11 protein-coding genes and 1 pseudogene are annotated in these 15,168 nt (G+C 62.9%); 3 read left to right on the top strand and 9 right to left on the bottom strand.

The annotated features are described in order from the left end of the window. Positions 1-32 precede the first annotated feature (32 nt). The 6 genes from ACVINW_RS20515 to ACVINW_RS20490 all read right to left on the bottom strand — a co-directional run bounded on the left by ACVINW_RS20515 (position 33) and on the right by ACVINW_RS20490 (position 11,406). Complete coding sequence (locus tag ACVINW_RS20515; protein ID WP_456752956.1) at positions 33-1,094, bottom strand: DUF7146 domain-containing protein; 1,062 nt, start codon at positions 1,092-1,094, stop codon at positions 33-35. Further along, on the bottom strand, positions 1,094-5,419 hold the full coding sequence (locus ACVINW_RS20510) for a strawberry notch-like NTP hydrolase domain-containing protein (protein WP_456752955.1): 4,326 nt from the start codon (positions 5,417-5,419) through the stop codon (positions 1,094-1,096). Before ACVINW_RS20510 ends, ACVINW_RS20515 begins: the two co-directional genes overlap by 1 nt. Before the next feature lie 303 nt (positions 5,420-5,722). Beyond that, positions 5,723-5,914, bottom strand: a complete 192-nt coding sequence (locus tag ACVINW_RS20505; protein ID WP_456752954.1) for a hypothetical protein — start codon at positions 5,912-5,914, stop codon at positions 5,723-5,725. Next, the gene (locus tag ACVINW_RS20500) at positions 5,901-8,027 is read right to left on the bottom strand and encodes a ParB/RepB/Spo0J family partition protein (protein WP_456752953.1); all 2,127 of its coding nucleotides are present in this window, start codon (positions 8,025-8,027) and stop codon (positions 5,901-5,903) included. The genes ACVINW_RS20505 and ACVINW_RS20500 overlap by 14 nt, the downstream gene beginning before the upstream one ends. Positions 8,028-8,400: 373 nt before the next feature. Next, the gene (locus ACVINW_RS20495) at positions 8,401-9,594 is read right to left on the bottom strand and encodes a DUF932 domain-containing protein (RefSeq protein WP_456752952.1); all 1,194 of its coding nucleotides are present in this window, start codon (positions 9,592-9,594) and stop codon (positions 8,401-8,403) included. A gap of 279 nt (positions 9,595-9,873) precedes the next feature. Beyond that, complete coding sequence (locus tag ACVINW_RS20490) at positions 9,874-11,406, bottom strand: Fic family protein (RefSeq protein WP_456756456.1); 1,533 nt, start codon at positions 11,404-11,406, stop codon at positions 9,874-9,876. A 198-nt stretch (positions 11,407-11,604) separates the two neighbouring features. Here ACVINW_RS20490 and ACVINW_RS20485 point away from each other — a divergent pair, with 198 nt between their 5' ends. After that, positions 11,605-11,940, top strand: a complete 336-nt coding sequence (locus ACVINW_RS20485) for a helix-turn-helix domain-containing protein (RefSeq protein WP_456752951.1) — start codon at positions 11,605-11,607, stop codon at positions 11,938-11,940. 332 nt (positions 11,941-12,272) lie between these two features. On the opposite strand, the gene ACVINW_RS20480 is transcribed toward ACVINW_RS20485, so the two are convergent. Beyond that, the gene (locus tag ACVINW_RS20480; RefSeq protein ID WP_018454792.1) at positions 12,273-12,593 is read right to left on the bottom strand and encodes a DUF736 domain-containing protein; all 321 of its coding nucleotides are present in this window, start codon (positions 12,591-12,593) and stop codon (positions 12,273-12,275) included. Between the two features lie 323 nt (positions 12,594-12,916). On the opposite strand from ACVINW_RS20480, the pseudogene ACVINW_RS20475 reads away from it, so the two are divergent. Then, positions 12,917-13,180 (top strand): annotated as a pseudogene (locus tag ACVINW_RS20475) (DUF736 family protein). 28 nt (positions 13,181-13,208) lie between these two features. Here ACVINW_RS20475 and ACVINW_RS20470 read toward each other — a convergent pair. Together ACVINW_RS20470 and ACVINW_RS20465 are read right to left on the bottom strand one after the other, a co-directional pair. Continuing rightward, complete coding sequence (locus ACVINW_RS20470) at positions 13,209-13,496, bottom strand: glycine cleavage T C-terminal barrel domain-containing protein (RefSeq protein ID WP_456756455.1); 288 nt, start codon at positions 13,494-13,496, stop codon at positions 13,209-13,211. Next, positions 13,496-13,915 (bottom strand): hypothetical protein, encoded by a 420-nt coding sequence (locus ACVINW_RS20465; RefSeq protein ID WP_456756454.1) that lies wholly within the window; start codon positions 13,913-13,915, stop codon positions 13,496-13,498. Before ACVINW_RS20465 ends, ACVINW_RS20470 begins: the two co-directional genes overlap by 1 nt. Before the next feature lie 775 nt (positions 13,916-14,690). Between ACVINW_RS20465 and ACVINW_RS20460 the strand changes: the two genes are divergently transcribed. Then, positions 14,691-14,990: a hypothetical protein gene (locus ACVINW_RS20460; protein ID WP_456752950.1), complete on the top strand. Its 300-nt coding sequence runs from the start codon at positions 14,691-14,693 to the stop codon at positions 14,988-14,990. Positions 14,991-15,168 lie beyond the last annotated feature (178 nt).

Here is a 15,168-nt window from a genome sequence, read left to right as displayed (position 1 = left end):
CCGAGCCATCGCGATCATCGAAGGATAGCGGCTTATTCAGCGGCCGGCGTGGGCGAATGGAGGAAGCGGTCGACGTCTTCTGGTACGAGTTGAAGCCGCAACGCTGCTTGGAGGGCCTCGCGGCCGAAGATGTGCAGATCTTCGTTGAAGTCGCCCAGCCGAGGCGACAATGCAATCGCTTCAACGCCGGCATCTGCCGCGCGCTGGGTGAGGATAGCCTGTACGGCATCTCCGGCGGCATCGGCGTCGCGGGCGATGTAGAGGCGACGCAGCCCAGACGGCAGCAACATGGCCGACAGGTGATTGGCCGACAACGCGGCGGTCATCGGCAAGGTCGGCAGTACGTAACGCAGCGACAGCATGGTCTCGATGCCCTCGCCGGCAGCGAGCACGTCGTCCACCCGGCCGAAACGCACGGCATTGCCGAGCAGGTCGCCCATGGCCCGTCGCGGTGTGTCGATCGGAGCCTTGCCGAGCCGGACGCGATCGAAGCCGTCCGGATCGAGCCAGGTGCGATGCACGCCGGAGATCCGCCCGTCGAGATCCGTGACGCAGGCTATCATCGCTGGCCATATTTCGGTCGGCAAATGGTCGTCCGGTCGATAATAACAGCGTGGGTGGAAGCGCAAACTGCCGCCATGGTGGATGCGGGCTATTCCGCGACGCTGCAAATAAGCTTCGACCATCGTACCGTCGATCGGGCTGGACATGGCAAAGAGGCGACGGGCGGCTTCCTGCGATCCGGCCGGCACTGCTGGATCCACGAGTTCCGGGGCAGGTTGTCGCTCGGAACGAGGTAGCATCAGAAAGCGTCTCGCCTCCTCGGCGACTTCGCGAAAGTCTCGCAAGGCCAGACTTTCGCGGATGATGTCGAGGAGGTCACCATGTTCTCCGGTCGCGGCATCGGTCCACTTACCGGCGGGACCTTTCGGCGACTGCTGCAGCCGTACGAACAACGAACGCCCCGGCGCGTTGTGGACGTCGCCGACCACCCAATACCGTCCCACCCGCTTGCCATTGGAGAGATAGTGCCTGCATACCGCCTCGGCCTCTCGCGCGAGGCGGCGTGCCAATTCGGAAGGCTCGCGCGGCATCACGCGGCCTCCCGCCCACCAATGCGCGCAACCGGATAGCCGTCGAGGACCTTCGACAGGATCTCGACACCGCTTGCGTCCGCGGGCACGAACATCCGCAGCTTCCAGGAGATGATCTCGCCAAAGAGCCCATAAGCCCGCAGACGATCGCGCATGGTGTCGTTGAATCCCGACAGCTCGATGCGGGCCGCGCCCATCACCCGAACACGGCGAAGCTGGAGCCCGTCCGCGAGATCGAGGACGATCTGTCCCTCCATCAGCGCGACAAAGGCGGCGTCCGGCGCCATCGAGGGCGCATCGGCGGCAAGGACGTTCGCGACCCAGGCGGCGGAGACCTTGCGGCCGATGATGCGTTCGCCCGCATCGGTCTGGAGACGGTAGACGCGGGTCGATTCGTTCGGCAGCCGCTTCCATATGGGTAGCAGCAAGCCCGCCACGATGTGGATCGTACTTTCCGTGAACACCGGTACCTCGGCGAGTTCCGCCAGCCAGGCGGCGGCAAAGCGTTCGCGATCCGCTTCGGCCCAATGGCTTTCCGCCATCATGTCGAGGGCGAGGCTGTGCTGCTCCATCGGCCGTACCAGGCGGATGCGCCGCTCGATCTCGCCATCGTCGAGCATGAGACTCGGGGCGGGAAGCTGCACGGCAGCACGGCCCGAGCGCTCATTGAGCAACAGGATCGCGTGATGGTCGGAACGGCGAGCCAGGGCGTCATCGAGACTGATGGGATGATTGCGCTGGCGCTGGACGATGGTGAGCAGCCGGGTCTCGGCACCAGTGCCGGGGTGGGCGTAGATCGTCCGCCGGTCGGTGACGACAAAGCTCTCGGCGCGGAGCGTTTCCAGTCCAATGTCGTAGGTGCCGGAGCTAACCGCGCCCTCGATCCGAGCAGTCAAAAGCTGATCGAAGGCGGTGAACAGAATGTTCTGCAGGTCGATGGTGAGCGCCAGCAAACGATTGAGGAACGTCGTGATCGGGGGCAGGTCGTCCCTCAGCCCATTGGCATCAGTCAGCTTCAGGCCGGTCGCATCCTCAAATCTCGCGAGCGAGCAGCCGTCGACCTTGCCCCGCACGAGCAGGACATAGAGTTGACGCAAGGCATCACGCCCGTACTGGCTTTCGAGATTATCCTCTGGCCGGAACAGGCCCTGCCCTCCGGTCTGGCGCTGACCGCGCGTGATGGCGCCCAGTGTGTCGAGCCGACGGGCAATGGTGCTGAGAAAGCGTTTTTCGGCCTTCACGTCGGTCGCGATGGGACGGAACAGCGGCGGCTGCGCCTGATTGGTACGGTTGGTCCGGCCAAGCCCCTGGATCGCGGCGTCGGCCTTCCAGCCGGGCTCGAGCAGGTAATGGACCCGCAACCGTCGATTCCGGGCTGACAGTTCGGCGTGGTAGCTCCTTCCCGTGCCACCCGCGTCGGAGAACACGAGGATACGCTTGACGTCATCCATGAAGGCCGAGGTCTCGGCGAGGTTGGCCGAGCCGGCTCGGTTTTCCACCACTAGCCTGTCCCCCTTGCGAACGATGCGGCGCGAGCGACCGGTCACTTCCGCGACCATGTCCGTGCCAAAGCGCTGGATGACCTGATCCAATGCGCCGGGTACCGGCCGTAGCGATGCGAGCTTTTCGATCAAGCGATCACGGCGGGAGACCGCATCCCTGCTCTCAACCGGTTGACCATCGCGATAGACAGGCCGCGAGCAAAGATTGCCCTCCGAGTCGGTGAATGGCTCGTAAAGCTGAACCGGGAAGGAATGGGCGAGATAGTCGAGCACATATTCGCGAGGCGTGATGTCGACCTGGACATCGCCCCACTCCTCGGTCGGAATCTCGGCGAGGCGACGCTCCATCAGCGCTTCGCCCGTTGACACGATCTGGATCACGGCGGCATGGCCCGCGTCGAGATCGCGCTCGATCGATCGGATCAGCGAAGGGGTCTTCATCGAGGTCAACAGATGCCCGAAGAAGCGCTGCTTGGCGCTTTCGAAGGCGGATCGCGCCGCCGATTTGGCCTGCCCGTTCAGTGTTCCGGTTTCGCCGGTGATGTTGGCGGCCCGCATCGCCGCGTCGAGATTGTTATGAATGACGCTGAACGCGGCAGCATAGGCATCGTAGATGCGAACCTGCTCCGGCGTCAGCGTGTGCTCGACCAGCTCGTACTCGACGCCCTGATAGGACAGCGAGCGGGCGGCGTAGAGACCGAGCGCTTTAAGGTCACGCGCCAGCACCTCCATCGCCGCCACCCCACCCTCCTCGATCGCCTCGACGAACTCGGCGCGGGTGCCGAACGGGAAGTCGGCGCCGCCCCAAAGGCCGAGGCGTTGGGCATAAGCAAGGTTGTGCACCGTGGTGGCGCCCGTCGCCGACACATAGACCACGCGAGCATTCGGCAAGGCGTGCTGGAGCCTCAGCCCGGCGCGCCCCTGCTGAGAGGCCGCCTGGTCGCCGCGCTCGCCTTTGCCCCCGACCGCATTCTGCATGGCGTGGCTCTCGTCGAAGACGATCACTCCGTCGAAGTCGGAGCCCAACCATTCGACGATCTGCCTGACCCGCGAAAGCTTTTCGCCACGCTCGTCGGTGCGTAGCGTGGCATAGGTGGTAAATAGGATGCCCTCCGAAAGCCGGATCGCCGTGCCCTGGCGAAACCGCGACAGGGGCGTAACCAGCAGGCGCTCCATGCCGAGCGCTGACCAGTCGCGCTGCGCATCCTCGATCAGCTTGTCGGATTTGCTGATCCACACCGCACGGCGACGGCCCTTGAGCCAATTGTCGAGCAGGATCCCGGCGACCTGTCGTCCCTTGCCCGCACCGGTGCCATCGCCCAAGAACCAGCCGCGACGGAAGCGGACGGCGTTCTGAGCGCCCTCGCAGGCGGCGGCCACGACGTCAAATGTCGCGTCGACCGTCCAGAAGCCTGCCAGCAACTCGGTATGTGCTTCGCCAGCATAAATGACGCTCTCGAGCTGGGCGTCCGACAGAAGTCCATCTGTCACCACACGCGACGGCAGGTGCGGACGATAGGTCGGCTTCGGTGGCGCGACGGACGCCATCGCCGCGGACTGCACGAGTTCGGTCGGATGCGGGCACGATCCGGGAATCAGGATCGACTGCAACCCGTATGTCTCATAAAGGGCATCGGTCAGCCGGGCTTCTTCCGGCGGCGACCACTCGACTGTCCCGTAGTCGAGCTCCAGGCCTTCTGGCGCCGCGCTTCCCGAGGTGGACGGTGAATATAGTGCAGCGGCGGTGCTCGATTTCGACTTGGCGGGATGACAACGGCCAAGGTCGATCGCTACCGACGTCGCGATGGGCAGCCTCGGAGGCACATGCTGGGTCACCCAGTCAAGCAAGGTCCCGACATGGCTCGCCATGCCCAAGGAAGCTGGAAAGACCTTCGGATCAGCCGCCGGCAGCTTGTCGATCACAAGCAGCCTTGTGTCCGTTTGTGTTCCGTGCCTGGCGTACACGGCGCCGTCAATGGCGGCAGAAAACGCCACCCGACCGCGTTGCTGGAGGCGAACAAAGGCTTCCGTCCATGCCGGATTCTCCGGCGCGAGGCTCGCGCCAATGATCGCGACAAGACGCCCGCCGTCGCAAAGGCGTGCCAAGGCCGAGGTGATGTGCCGGAGGGCCGCATCTGGCATTGGTCGTTCGACATTCGCCACCGCCGAGAACGGCGGGTTCATCAAGACGACGCTCGGGGCGACGCTCGCATCGAGATGGTCATCGATTTGGGCGGCGTCGAAGCGAGTGACTTTAAGGTTGGCGAACAGATGATCGAGCAATGTGGCGCGCGCCTCGGCCAACTCGTTCAACACCAAGGCGCCGCCCGAAAGCTCGGCAAAGATAGCGAGCAAGCCCGTCCCCGCGGAGGGCTCGAGAACGCGATCGGCGGGCGTCACGCCCGCCGCCGTAGATGCAACAAAGCCGAGCGAAATCGGCGTCGAGAATTGTTGGAGTGCCTGGCTATGCTCGGAACGCCGCGTGTGGGTCGGCAGATAGCTCGCGATCCTCGCGAGCATCGGCAGCATGGCGGCCGTCGAGCCGGCCCTGGCGCGCATGGCCGGGCCGAACTTGCGCAGGAACAGAACGGTCGCCGCCTCGCAGGCGTCATAGGCGGTCTTCCAGTTCCAGGCGCCGGCCGCGTCCGAGCCGGCGAACGCCGCCTCCATGGCGCTGCGCAGGACGGCGGCATCGATGCGACGGCCGCGTTCGAGCTCGGACAGGAGATTCTGTGCGGCGCGAAGGGCAGCGGAGGTGAGACTTGCAGCGGCACGCATCGAGAGCGGCGCGGCGGCGACGCCGCCGGCGAGAGATTCGGTCATGTCAGTGTCTTTCGGAGAGCGGGAATGGGGCGAGCCGGCTGGCGCTCTCTCTGGACCGTGCCGGCTCAAACCCATCCGGCCGCTCTCTGCCTCTCATGACCCGGCCGCCCCTCACGGTTCGCCCACAACCCTCGGCCGGGCGAACAAGGCGAATGCACCGCCGGCACGGCGTGGGCTGACCCGCCGGCCTCACGGCGTGACCTGAGCGATGAACTCCTCGAGGAGATCGTTGGTGGACTTGCCGAGGATTTGATTGGCCGAGATCACAACGAGCGCGCCGCCAAAACCATCGGCGCGCATACGCTAACAGGCAAAGGAGAAAACGGCCGATACATGCTCCAGCGTCAGCGAGCGCCACACAATGTCCTGAGCGATGAATTCCCGCGCATTGGAAAGCCGAAAGCCCGGCACGAAGCCGGTCGCGGTGTGAGAATTGCGATGGAAGGCGTGCGGGACGGCCGGAGCCGTCCCGCGATAGGCTTCATTCGGCGGCATCGAGCTGTGGTTCGGCGTCGTCGTCGCCGCCGTCCTCCTGCCCTTGGTTGGCGAGGAATTCAGGGAGCGGGCCAGCCTCCGCCTCCTGTTTCGTTGGCGCGGCGGTGGCGTCGACAAGACGCAGCAACTCCGGCAACCAGCCCGAACCATCGAGAAGACGCTCGGCCTCCTTGGCCATGTCGACCTTCTTCAGGTGATCGATCAATTGCGCGGACGATTCACCTCGTGCCTCCCGCACCGCCTCCAGAATACGAGGCTTGGTGACGCGGCCGAGATAATTATCGACGGTCGGTCTCCAGCCGGATTGAACCATGTCGAGGCCGACGGCGCGTGCCAGCACATCGGCCTGGCGGAGCCGAGAGCTGACGCCGCCGGCTAAGACACGGCCCTGATTGTAACGGCTGGCCGGCTCATGGACGGCGTTGACCGCAAATGACGCACAGTGAGCGAACAGGGACGCCTGTGCGGCACCGTCAAGGACCGTGAGCGCATCCCACAGGTCGTTCTCGCTCTTGGGCAGTTGCGCCCTCCAGGACTCGTGCCGGGCCTCAACGGCCTTGGCAGACGCGCTTTCCCTGAGCCCGGGGGCTTGAGCGGGAAAGGTCGGCGTGCGCAGTCCGATCTCCAGACACGTGCCGGACGATCCGTGTCGGTAAAAGGCCGTCAGCACGAAATTGTGCAGCACCGCCTGGAACGCGATTGCCGGATTTTCTGCCAGCGCATCGCGCAATGCCAGCGTGCGATGGGCCGTCAGTTCGGTGATGAGCCGATCCGGCAGTGGCCGTGCCACATCCTCATCGCCCTCCTCCGACTCGCTCGATGCACCGGCGAGCGAAATCGTCGTAGGCTGGACGAAAGCGCCGGGCTCCTGCCCTTGGGTCAAGGATGCATCGATGCCTCGCTCGCCATCGTCGGCCACAGACACCTCGTCCTCCGGCCGGACATAGCCCCGATCGATGGAAAGTCGCCCTTCGCCATCGATGCTGACGAAGACGCCGGCCCTGGCTATCTGGTCCGGCTCGAAGACGCCCGGCCGGTCGTTGAACGCTTCGAGCGCCTGCTCGAGTTCGCCGAGCCGCGCGTCGACCTCGTCGGGCAGCTCGTCAGCGCCTTCAAATCTCGTCTGAAGCGCGTCGTATTCCGCCTGGAGAGCATCGAAGCGCGCCTGCTGCTCGGCGGTGAGAGCCGCCGGATCTGCGTCGAGCCGACGGAGGCCGTGGTCGTGGCCATAGGGAAAGCTGGCGGCGGTGACCTCGATCCACTTCCAGCCTTCGGCGGCGATCGTCTCGGCTTCTGTCCGCAGCTTCTCAGCCACGAGACGCTCCAGCAAAGCAACGTCCTCGAGCCAGCCGCCGCCATCTTCTTCGAACAGATCACGCAGCACCTTGCCGCCGGCCGCTTCATAGGCCGCGAGGCCGACAAATCGGACGCGCTTGTCGGATCCCCGCACCGCGCGCTCGGTCAGAAGACGCCTGATCTGATATGGCTCGTCGTAGCCCGACTTGCTGACGTTCTCCCAGACCTGTTCCTGTCGGTCGTGGTCGTCGGTAACGGAGAACGCCATCAGCTGTTCGAGCGACATACCCTCGTCGGCGTAAACGTCGAGCAGCTTCGGGCAAACCGCCGCAAGCCGCAGCCGCTGCTTCACCACGTTGACCGATACGAAGAAGATGGCGGCGATATCCTCCTCGGACCGCCCTTGCTCGCGCAGGGTGTGGAATGCCCGGAACTGGTCGAGGGGATGAAGCGCGACGCGGTGCACGTTCTCGGCGAGCGAGTCCTCTTCCGCGCTGATCTCGCTACCCATCTCACTGACGATGCAGGGCACCGGCGCGGTTTTCGCCAGACGCTTCTGCGTTACCAAAAGCTCGAGCGCGCGATAACGGCGGCCGCCGGCCGGCACCTCGAACATGCCGGTTTCCTGGCCTTCGCCGTCGAGCACTGGCCTGACGTTGAGACTTTGCAGCAGGGAGCGCCGAGCGATGTCCTCGGCAAGATCCTCGATCGAGATGCCGGCCTTGAGGCGCCGTACATTGTTCTGACTCAAGACGAGTTTGCTGAAGGGAATGTCGCGCGACGGCGACAGCTTGATCTTCTGAACGGCCTTTGCCATGTCAGTTTCTCCGGAACGGGCGGCCGGGAGCCTCTCTCTCGGCCTCCAACCCGTTCGCGAACAGGCCTGCCCTCCTCTCGCTCTCGCTTTTCCAACGAACGATGGCGATGATTGGCGGCCGCCGCGCTGTCGGAAAACCGGGTCGCGCCCTCGGATCTTCGTGGGTCTCGATCCCGGATGCCATCGCCGACCGGCGGGACCATCACCCAGTTTGGGCTGAGACGTGCTCGACCGCGCTACCGCCCAAGCTCCGCCGCGGATCGTCGCCCGCGACGGACATGACCGTTTCCGCGAGAGGGCAGCGCGCGAACTCGCGAACCGACAAAGCGCAGACGGGCCGAGCCGGAAAGCGCAATCTCCGGCTCGGCCGAAGTTACGCCACGCGGTCAAGCAACTTCTTGGCCTTGGCCTCCATGTCCAGGCGGACATCCTGATGCGGCTTGTCGCGCGCGAGCGCGGTGATGCCCTGCACGAAATCGAAGATGCTTTCAGGTGGGCGGCCTTCCTCGACCAGCACCGCGTCGATCACCTTGCCTGCCTCGGCCTTGGAGAAGCCGCGGCGGCGCAGAAACTCGGTGCGATCCTCGTCGTTGCGTGCCACGATCCGCTCGCGGGCGGCCTTGATGCCGTTGACGAACGGCATGGGTGAGGAGTTGACGAAGCTTAGCAGTGCGGGGGCTGCCTCGTGAGCAAAACGGGAGGCTGCGTATTTGGAATGACGAATGGTCATCTCCTCGAAATCTTCCACGCCCCACAGATTGCGATTTTGACAAACCGCACGAAGATAGAAGCTCGCCATGCCGAGCGTCTTCGCGCCGACTTCCGAGTTCCAGCAATAGAAGCCCCGGAAATAGAGGTCGGGCGAGCCGTCCTTGAGACGACCGGCTTCGATCGGGTTCAGATCATCGACCAGAAACAGGAAAACGTCCCTGTCGGATGCATAGAGGGTCGTCGTGTCCTTGGAAATGTCGACGCGGGGATTGTAGATGCCACTTGACCAGTCGAGCACACCAGGGACCTTCCACCGCGTATCGCCTGTGCCATTGCCAGCGATGCGCTGTACGGCCTCAACCAGCTCGTGGTCGTAGATCCGGCCATAGTCGGGACCGGTGACGGCACGAAGCTCAATCCGGTTATCCTCGGTCTCGAGCGTTTTGATCTGCTCGACCCGATTGGCGGTCAGGCCATATTGCAGGTTGATGGCTGCGAGGGCCGCGGGGAGCTGGCGCAGGTAGGCGGCCGGAGCGCCAACCTGGCTTGCAAGCTGGCCGAAGCTCCAGTGGGTCGGCGCGACTGGCCTGTCCGAGCCGGGCAGCATCAGGGCCAGGCGCTCGGGATCGGCCGGACTTGCCTCGACATGGATGAGCGCGCTATCGACCACGCGCGTGCGGCTGCGGTCCGCGCGATCGCGCACCGTACGGGCCAGGTCGTCGAGCGACAGATAACGTTCATCGGCCGGACGACAGAACCACTCCGAGGACACCCGGCCAACCCGCTCGCCGCGGCTAACATCCACTCTGTAACCGCAGCTGGCGTTGCGGCTGGCATCAACTATCTGCGTATTCATGGGAGCAATCTCCATGACGGGCGCCGGAAGACTCTCCTCCGACCCTCAACCCGTCATGGCCAAGGCCGCTCCACTCTGCCTCTCCTGTATCGTCAGTCGCCAACGCCCGCGGCCAAGACCTCCAACCAAGACCCACGGCATCCAGCCCCGCCGCAGCTTCCCGTCAGGGATGGAAGCCCGAAGGGTGAAAACCCGGCGCACGGCGGGGTTTCAGCGCCAGCCGACAGCCCGGTCCCGCAGGGAGACGGCAATAAACTCAGCAAACGCTTGCAAAGACATCTAACCGGAATCGAAGGCAGCTTGATAAAGCTGCTCGATCTTCGTGACTTCGTCTGGTGTCAACTCGGAGAATTCGTTGTCACGGGCGCGCTTTGACAGTCGCCCGTCATTCTGTTGCAAGAATCCAAGGAGGCTGTTGAGGGTCCGCTCCGGCATGTCGATCATGTTTTCGATGCCCGAGCGGAATCTATCGAAGCTCCGCAAGAAGCGGGTTTCGTTGGGAAGATCCTGTTCGATGGTCCTCTGGACGCATGCGTAGAGAAATTCCGCGTGCAGCGTTGCGTCGAAGAAGCGATAGAAGTCGGCCGTATCGTTCAAGACCTTGACGTTGCCCTGTGGGGTCTGCTCCCATTCGATGCATGGAAGCAATCTACTCGAATAGCTTTCCAGCACCTCCTTGTATTCGCCGATCTTGTCGAGAATGGCTGCTGAAACAGGAAAGTGGATCCCGGCAGGATTGAATCCGCGCCGTGCCAGAACATGGTGCATCAGGTATCGGTGCATGCGGCCATTGCCGTCCTCGAACGGGTGGATATACACGAACCCGAAAGCCAGCACGGCGGCAGCGACGACGGGATCAAGCTCGTTTTCCGCCGCCTGATCGAACGCGATCAATCCGCGCGTGAGGGAGGCGATATCCTCGTGACGCGCGCTGATATGGTCCGGAATAGGTCTTTGGGTGTCGCGGTCATACTCGCCGACGAAGCCGCCTTCGCTACGGAAACCGAGCCTTACGAAGCGCTCGTCACCGATGACGATCCGCTGCAGGCGCAGCAACTCCGCCTCATCGAGCGGTGCCCGTCCTGCTTCGCCGATGACCTTGCCCCAGCGCTGGATGCGATCCTGCGGCGGTCTCTCGCCTTCGATGACGTAGCTCGACTTCGAATCCTTGAAGAGAAGCAAGGCGGCGGCTCGCGCGAGCAGATCTTTCGGGACCTGGCTCACCACGACGCGGGCGCGCTCCTTGAGGTCCTGTGCAACAAATTCCGTCAGCGCTCTCGTCTTGAACACGAGCGGACAGAAGTCGGGTGTGCCCGGCAGATTGTTGCGGACGCGATGCCGTATCGAATTCTGCCCGGAGTTCGCAAACTGCAGTTCGGTATCGACGGCATCGACATAGGAGACCTTGTGCGCCGCGGGCAGATTGAGCTCGCGTCCCAACAGCCATTCATAGAGAAACCAGATGCGGCGCGTGTAGAGGCCGGTCGGCGTCTGCTTCACAAGCTCCGCAATCTCGTCGTCGGTCACGGCGAGAAAAAGCCGCTTCAAGATGGCGAGGTCGAGCCCTTCGTACTTGAGCGCGAAAGTCAGATGTCCCTCAAACGTCGCGGCAGGCGCATGACGCGGCGTGTAGATGCGCCATCCCCCCTGCTCAAGGATGCGGTGCTTTGTTCCGATGGCGGAGAGCACGCGCGGGACTGGGACGGACAGCTGGTAGGCGTCAATCAGCGCTGCGTAGCCGGCGGGGATTGCGGCCTCTGGCAGCCTCCGATCATGAAAAATGCTCACGGGACCTGAAAAACTTGGTTGCATTGGCTCGATCCGTGAAAAACGTTCTCGATCGTGAATTTCGTTCATAACCTTTGGGCCGAATCAAGATCCCACCCCGCGAAAAATCTTCTCATAAGGTATATCTCGTGAAAAATCTTCACAATCCACATTCACTGCGCCGGGAGCAGGGACAGGGAGCTGGGAGGCGCCATGTAGGGGCGCGAGCAAAATGTAATCTTCGTGCTAACCCCTCACAGTCCCCCCGCCGCCGTTCGACGGGCCATGTGCAAGCTCGGCGCCGACATCCATGACGCCCGCCGGCGTCGGCGGCTGCCGATGGCAGTCGTGGCCGAGCGCGCCTTCACATCCCGCTCGACCCTGCAAAGAGTCGAAGCCGGCGTTACCAGCGTCAGCATTGGCATCTATGCCGGCGTCCTTCAGGCGCTCGGTCTGCTCGACGGTCTGAGCCAGATCGCAGACATCAGCAATGATCGCGTCGGACAGGCACTGGCCAGCGCCGAACTGCCCAAGCATGTCCATCTCAAACGCAAGCCCGGAGCTTCACGTGATGGCTGATTTCGAGGTGCATATCGATCTGAGCGGCCGCACGCGTCCTATCGGACTGGCGAGGAGCAATCGCGTTCGCGGCGCGAAGATCATTCTCTTCGAATATGGCGTCATCATACGCGCCCTGTTCCTTCATCGCCGGCCTCCGCCGCCGACGAGCCTTATCGGATGCACGGCACTCATACGCGCCCGAAACCTGCGCTCGCCCGGACGCGAATGCGTCGCGCCAGATCGCGCCGTGCATGCGAGTGGCCCATTCAGGGCCGAACGGATTCGTGCTGGCTCGTGCATAAAAAAGAACCCCGCCCGAGACCGGGCGGGGCTCTGAAGGGATCCGCTTCTCACTCGCCGTTCTTGCGCGGCCGCGACCAGAGCAGGGTGTAGCCTTCACCGCCTTCGTCGTCGAACAGGTTCGCGTAGATCGGTGCGTTGAAGGAGGGATCGTCGAGCTTGAGCGAGAGGTAATCGCGGCCCTCTTCGGAGCGCTTCGACCAGGCGGCCCCGATCTCGGCCCGGCCCACGTAGATGCGGTGGCTCGGGGCGTTGTCGTTGGAGCGGTTGGTCTCGGCGACGATCCGGACGCCCTTGGCTTGCAGGCTCAGGGTGACGATCTCGCCCTGGAAATCGTTGCCGACCTTCTTGAAGGAACCGATGTTAGCCATGTCACTTCTCCTGTTGTGTTTCGAGCCCGCGACCACCGCGGCCTCGATGGCGATCTGAAGGCCGAGGACGATCGGCGACGCACCCGCTCGGGCCGGAGCGCAGCGGAGGACGCCGTTGTGGCGACTTTCTTGTCTCGCGAGGAATGGGCTTTAGCCCAGGGGAAGAAAGTCGCATCAACGGCGTTGCGGCTCAGACGATCGAGGCGAAGCCGGTCTTCGGCCAGATCAAGCCATCAAGGAGGCCACGTGCGTCCGCGTGCCGAACCGCAATCGCAAGGAGAAGACTGGCGAATCTCGGTTGAGCTGCACAAGATGTCGCAACGATACAGCGAAGAGAAAGAAACAATCCGCCGCAAAGGGCGGAATCGTCCATCAAAGAACGATCGAGAGCGCGCCACACGCTATCGCTACTGGTGGGCCGGGCCGAGATCGACGCCGCCTGGTCGAAACACACCGAGGAGGGCCGCGATTACCTCTCGCTCCAGTCGCCTTGACCCGCGTTCAATATCGCGATCTACGCGAACCTGTTCGACGAGGAAGCTGACGAAGGATCGTCTCTCGTGCGCCGCGGCCGCAAGAACGGTTGAGGCGGTTGTTTCACCAGCCTAGCCTACTCTAATAGGCGGGCCTCCGCGAGCAAGAACAGTCGAGCGCACTTTCATTGACGTCCCTTACTCGATGGTGGGGATCGTAAAAGGAACGCAGGGATGCGCGTGCGGATACGCGAACGCCGGCGACCTCGACTTCGAACCTGGCGTTCTCGCGAAAGGAGGCGTCAACCGTACCGTCTGGATTATTTATATACCCAAGCCCCGAGCAGGTTCCGATTGTGTGTCCGAACATGCCGGACGTGACGCGGCCGAATAGCTGACCATCACACCAAATCGGCTCGTTGTGATACATCAACATGGCAGGGTGCTCAGCGCGACATGGACCATTCTCCGCTTTGGTCCCGCCTTCTTCTGACGCTCCAACGCATCTCGCCCAATGAATTCGTCTGGTTTTGACCACGCCACGGCAAAGCCGAGTCCGCACTCCAATGGAGTATCATCGTCCGTGATGTCATTGCCCCAATGACGATAACCCTTCTCCATTCGTAGAGAGTTCAACGCATGGTACCCGGCCGCGCGCATGTCGAAAGCCGCGCCCTCCTTCACCAGCAAATCGTACGCGCCTTGAACGAATTCGGTCGGAATATAGAGCTCCCAGCCCAACTCGCCGACATAGCTAATACGACTTGCTCTGACCTTTGCATAGCCGAGGTCAACGACCCGGGATGTTGCGACTGGAAATGCTGAATTGGAAAGATCCGCATCTGGCAGTTCGGCTGGCTGAGCTCTCGTATCGTCGGGGACGTCACGTCCCTACGAGCAAATGAATAATTCAAGGCGCGGCTGCGGACGGAATCCTCTGCCGGGACGAGACGGCGGAATGACCTTGGAAAGCGCCGCCGACCGCGGATTCGGTCCGATAGCTCATACTGCAAAAACCGCTTGAACCTCACGCCACGTCAGGGTGTAGCCTGGAATCTGCTGGCGGGCCTTTCGGTAAGCTTGAGAGACGCGACGCATGGGGACCGGATGCGGCAGCAGCCAAATGACAAAGCCGGCGTCATCGAACACTGGCGGAGCATGAATGTTTCTCAATGGATGCACGAAAGAGCATGAAACGCGGTTTCAGCCGCCGCCCTTTCCTGGATCTGCATCAAGCCAGCGCGAAGAACAAGCCCAAGACTTCCCTCGAATCTCGGAGGTAAAGCGATTGCGGGATCACACGTCTTGCTGCTGTCTCATGCGAAACACTTAGTGTCGAGATGGCAGCGTGGACTTCTACGGATGATTGGGCTGGTCGCAATTTATCAGCCGTGCAACGCTTCCGCTACAATCCTTCAATAGCGCAAGATCGACGTCGGCAGGATGTGTGCCGCCACACTTCACTTCCCGAATTCACCCCAAATCTCCTAAACGATGACCACATAGGAGAGGGATTACGTGAAGTCGCACCGTTCGTACTTGAACGCGACCCGAACGGCGCCGGCGGGTGACGGCATTAAGCCAAGACCGTTCTGTCGCAAGCGAGTCGAACAAGGAGACATGGATGAAACTGGTGAAGACCATCGTAATCGCGGGCGGCATCTCGGCTTTCCTTGCGTACCCTATCATTGCGCAAAGCCTCGCCGCCGACGCCAAGGCTCGCAAAGGCGTGCAAGGTACGAGCCTACAGAGCGACATGAGCGATGATGAGGACCCGTCTCCAAAGCTCAGGGCCTCGGGCCTAAGGATGGGCAGGAAGTCGACCAAGGGCGCAAAGAGCGCAGCCGGCGGCAATCCGCAGGACGAGGACACGCCCAATGACTCCTCGACCAGCAACACGCCAACAAGCGGCAAGCGACACTGACGCGAGGGCCTCTCCGGATAAACCTTCGGTCGCGCTCTGCGGCCGGCGGTTCAGCTCGCATAGCGTCATTTTCCGACTGCAAACGACGAGCACGCTCGTCGATCGCAACTCCCTGATCTTGTCACGGGCTTGTCGGGTAACGAGATGCGTCTTACGCTTGGATCTCGTACGACCGCGT

The sequence above is a fragment of the Bradyrhizobium sp. USDA 4461 genome (assembly GCF_054055655.1).
Note: the sequence above shows the minus strand (reverse complement) of the source record. Positions and strands in the feature narration are given on the sequence as shown.

Bases quoted from the DNA above. Each gene is read 5' to 3' on its own strand.
- ACVINW_RS20515 (WP_456752956.1), bottom strand. From the start codon at position 1,094: ATGCCGCGCGAGCCTTCCGAATTGGCACGCCGCCTCGCGCGAGAGGCC.
- ACVINW_RS20510 (WP_456752955.1), bottom strand. From the start codon at position 5,419: ATGACCGAATCTCTCGCCGGCGGCGTCGCCGCCGCGCCGCTCTCGATG.
- ACVINW_RS20505 (WP_456752954.1), bottom strand. From the start codon at position 5,914: ATGCCGCCGAATGAAGCCTATCGCGGGACGGCTCCGGCCGTCCCGCAC.
- ACVINW_RS20500 (WP_456752953.1), bottom strand. From the start codon at position 8,027: ATGGCAAAGGCCGTTCAGAAGATCAAGCTGTCGCCGTCGCGCGACATT.
- ACVINW_RS20495 (WP_456752952.1), bottom strand. From the start codon at position 9,594: ATGAATACGCAGATAGTTGATGCCAGCCGCAACGCCAGCTGCGGTTAC.
- ACVINW_RS20490 (WP_456756456.1), bottom strand. From the start codon at position 11,406: ATGCAACCAAGTTTTTCAGGTCCCGTGAGCATTTTTCATGATCGGAGG.
- ACVINW_RS20480 (WP_018454792.1), bottom strand. From the start codon at position 12,593: ATGGCTAACATCGGTTCCTTCAAGAAGGTCGGCAACGATTTCCAGGGC.
- ACVINW_RS20470 (WP_456756455.1), bottom strand. From the start codon at position 13,496: ATGTATCACAACGAGCCGATTTGGTGTGATGGTCAGCTATTCGGCCGC.
- ACVINW_RS20460 (WP_456752950.1), top strand. From the start codon at position 14,691: ATGAAACTGGTGAAGACCATCGTAATCGCGGGCGGCATCTCGGCTTTC.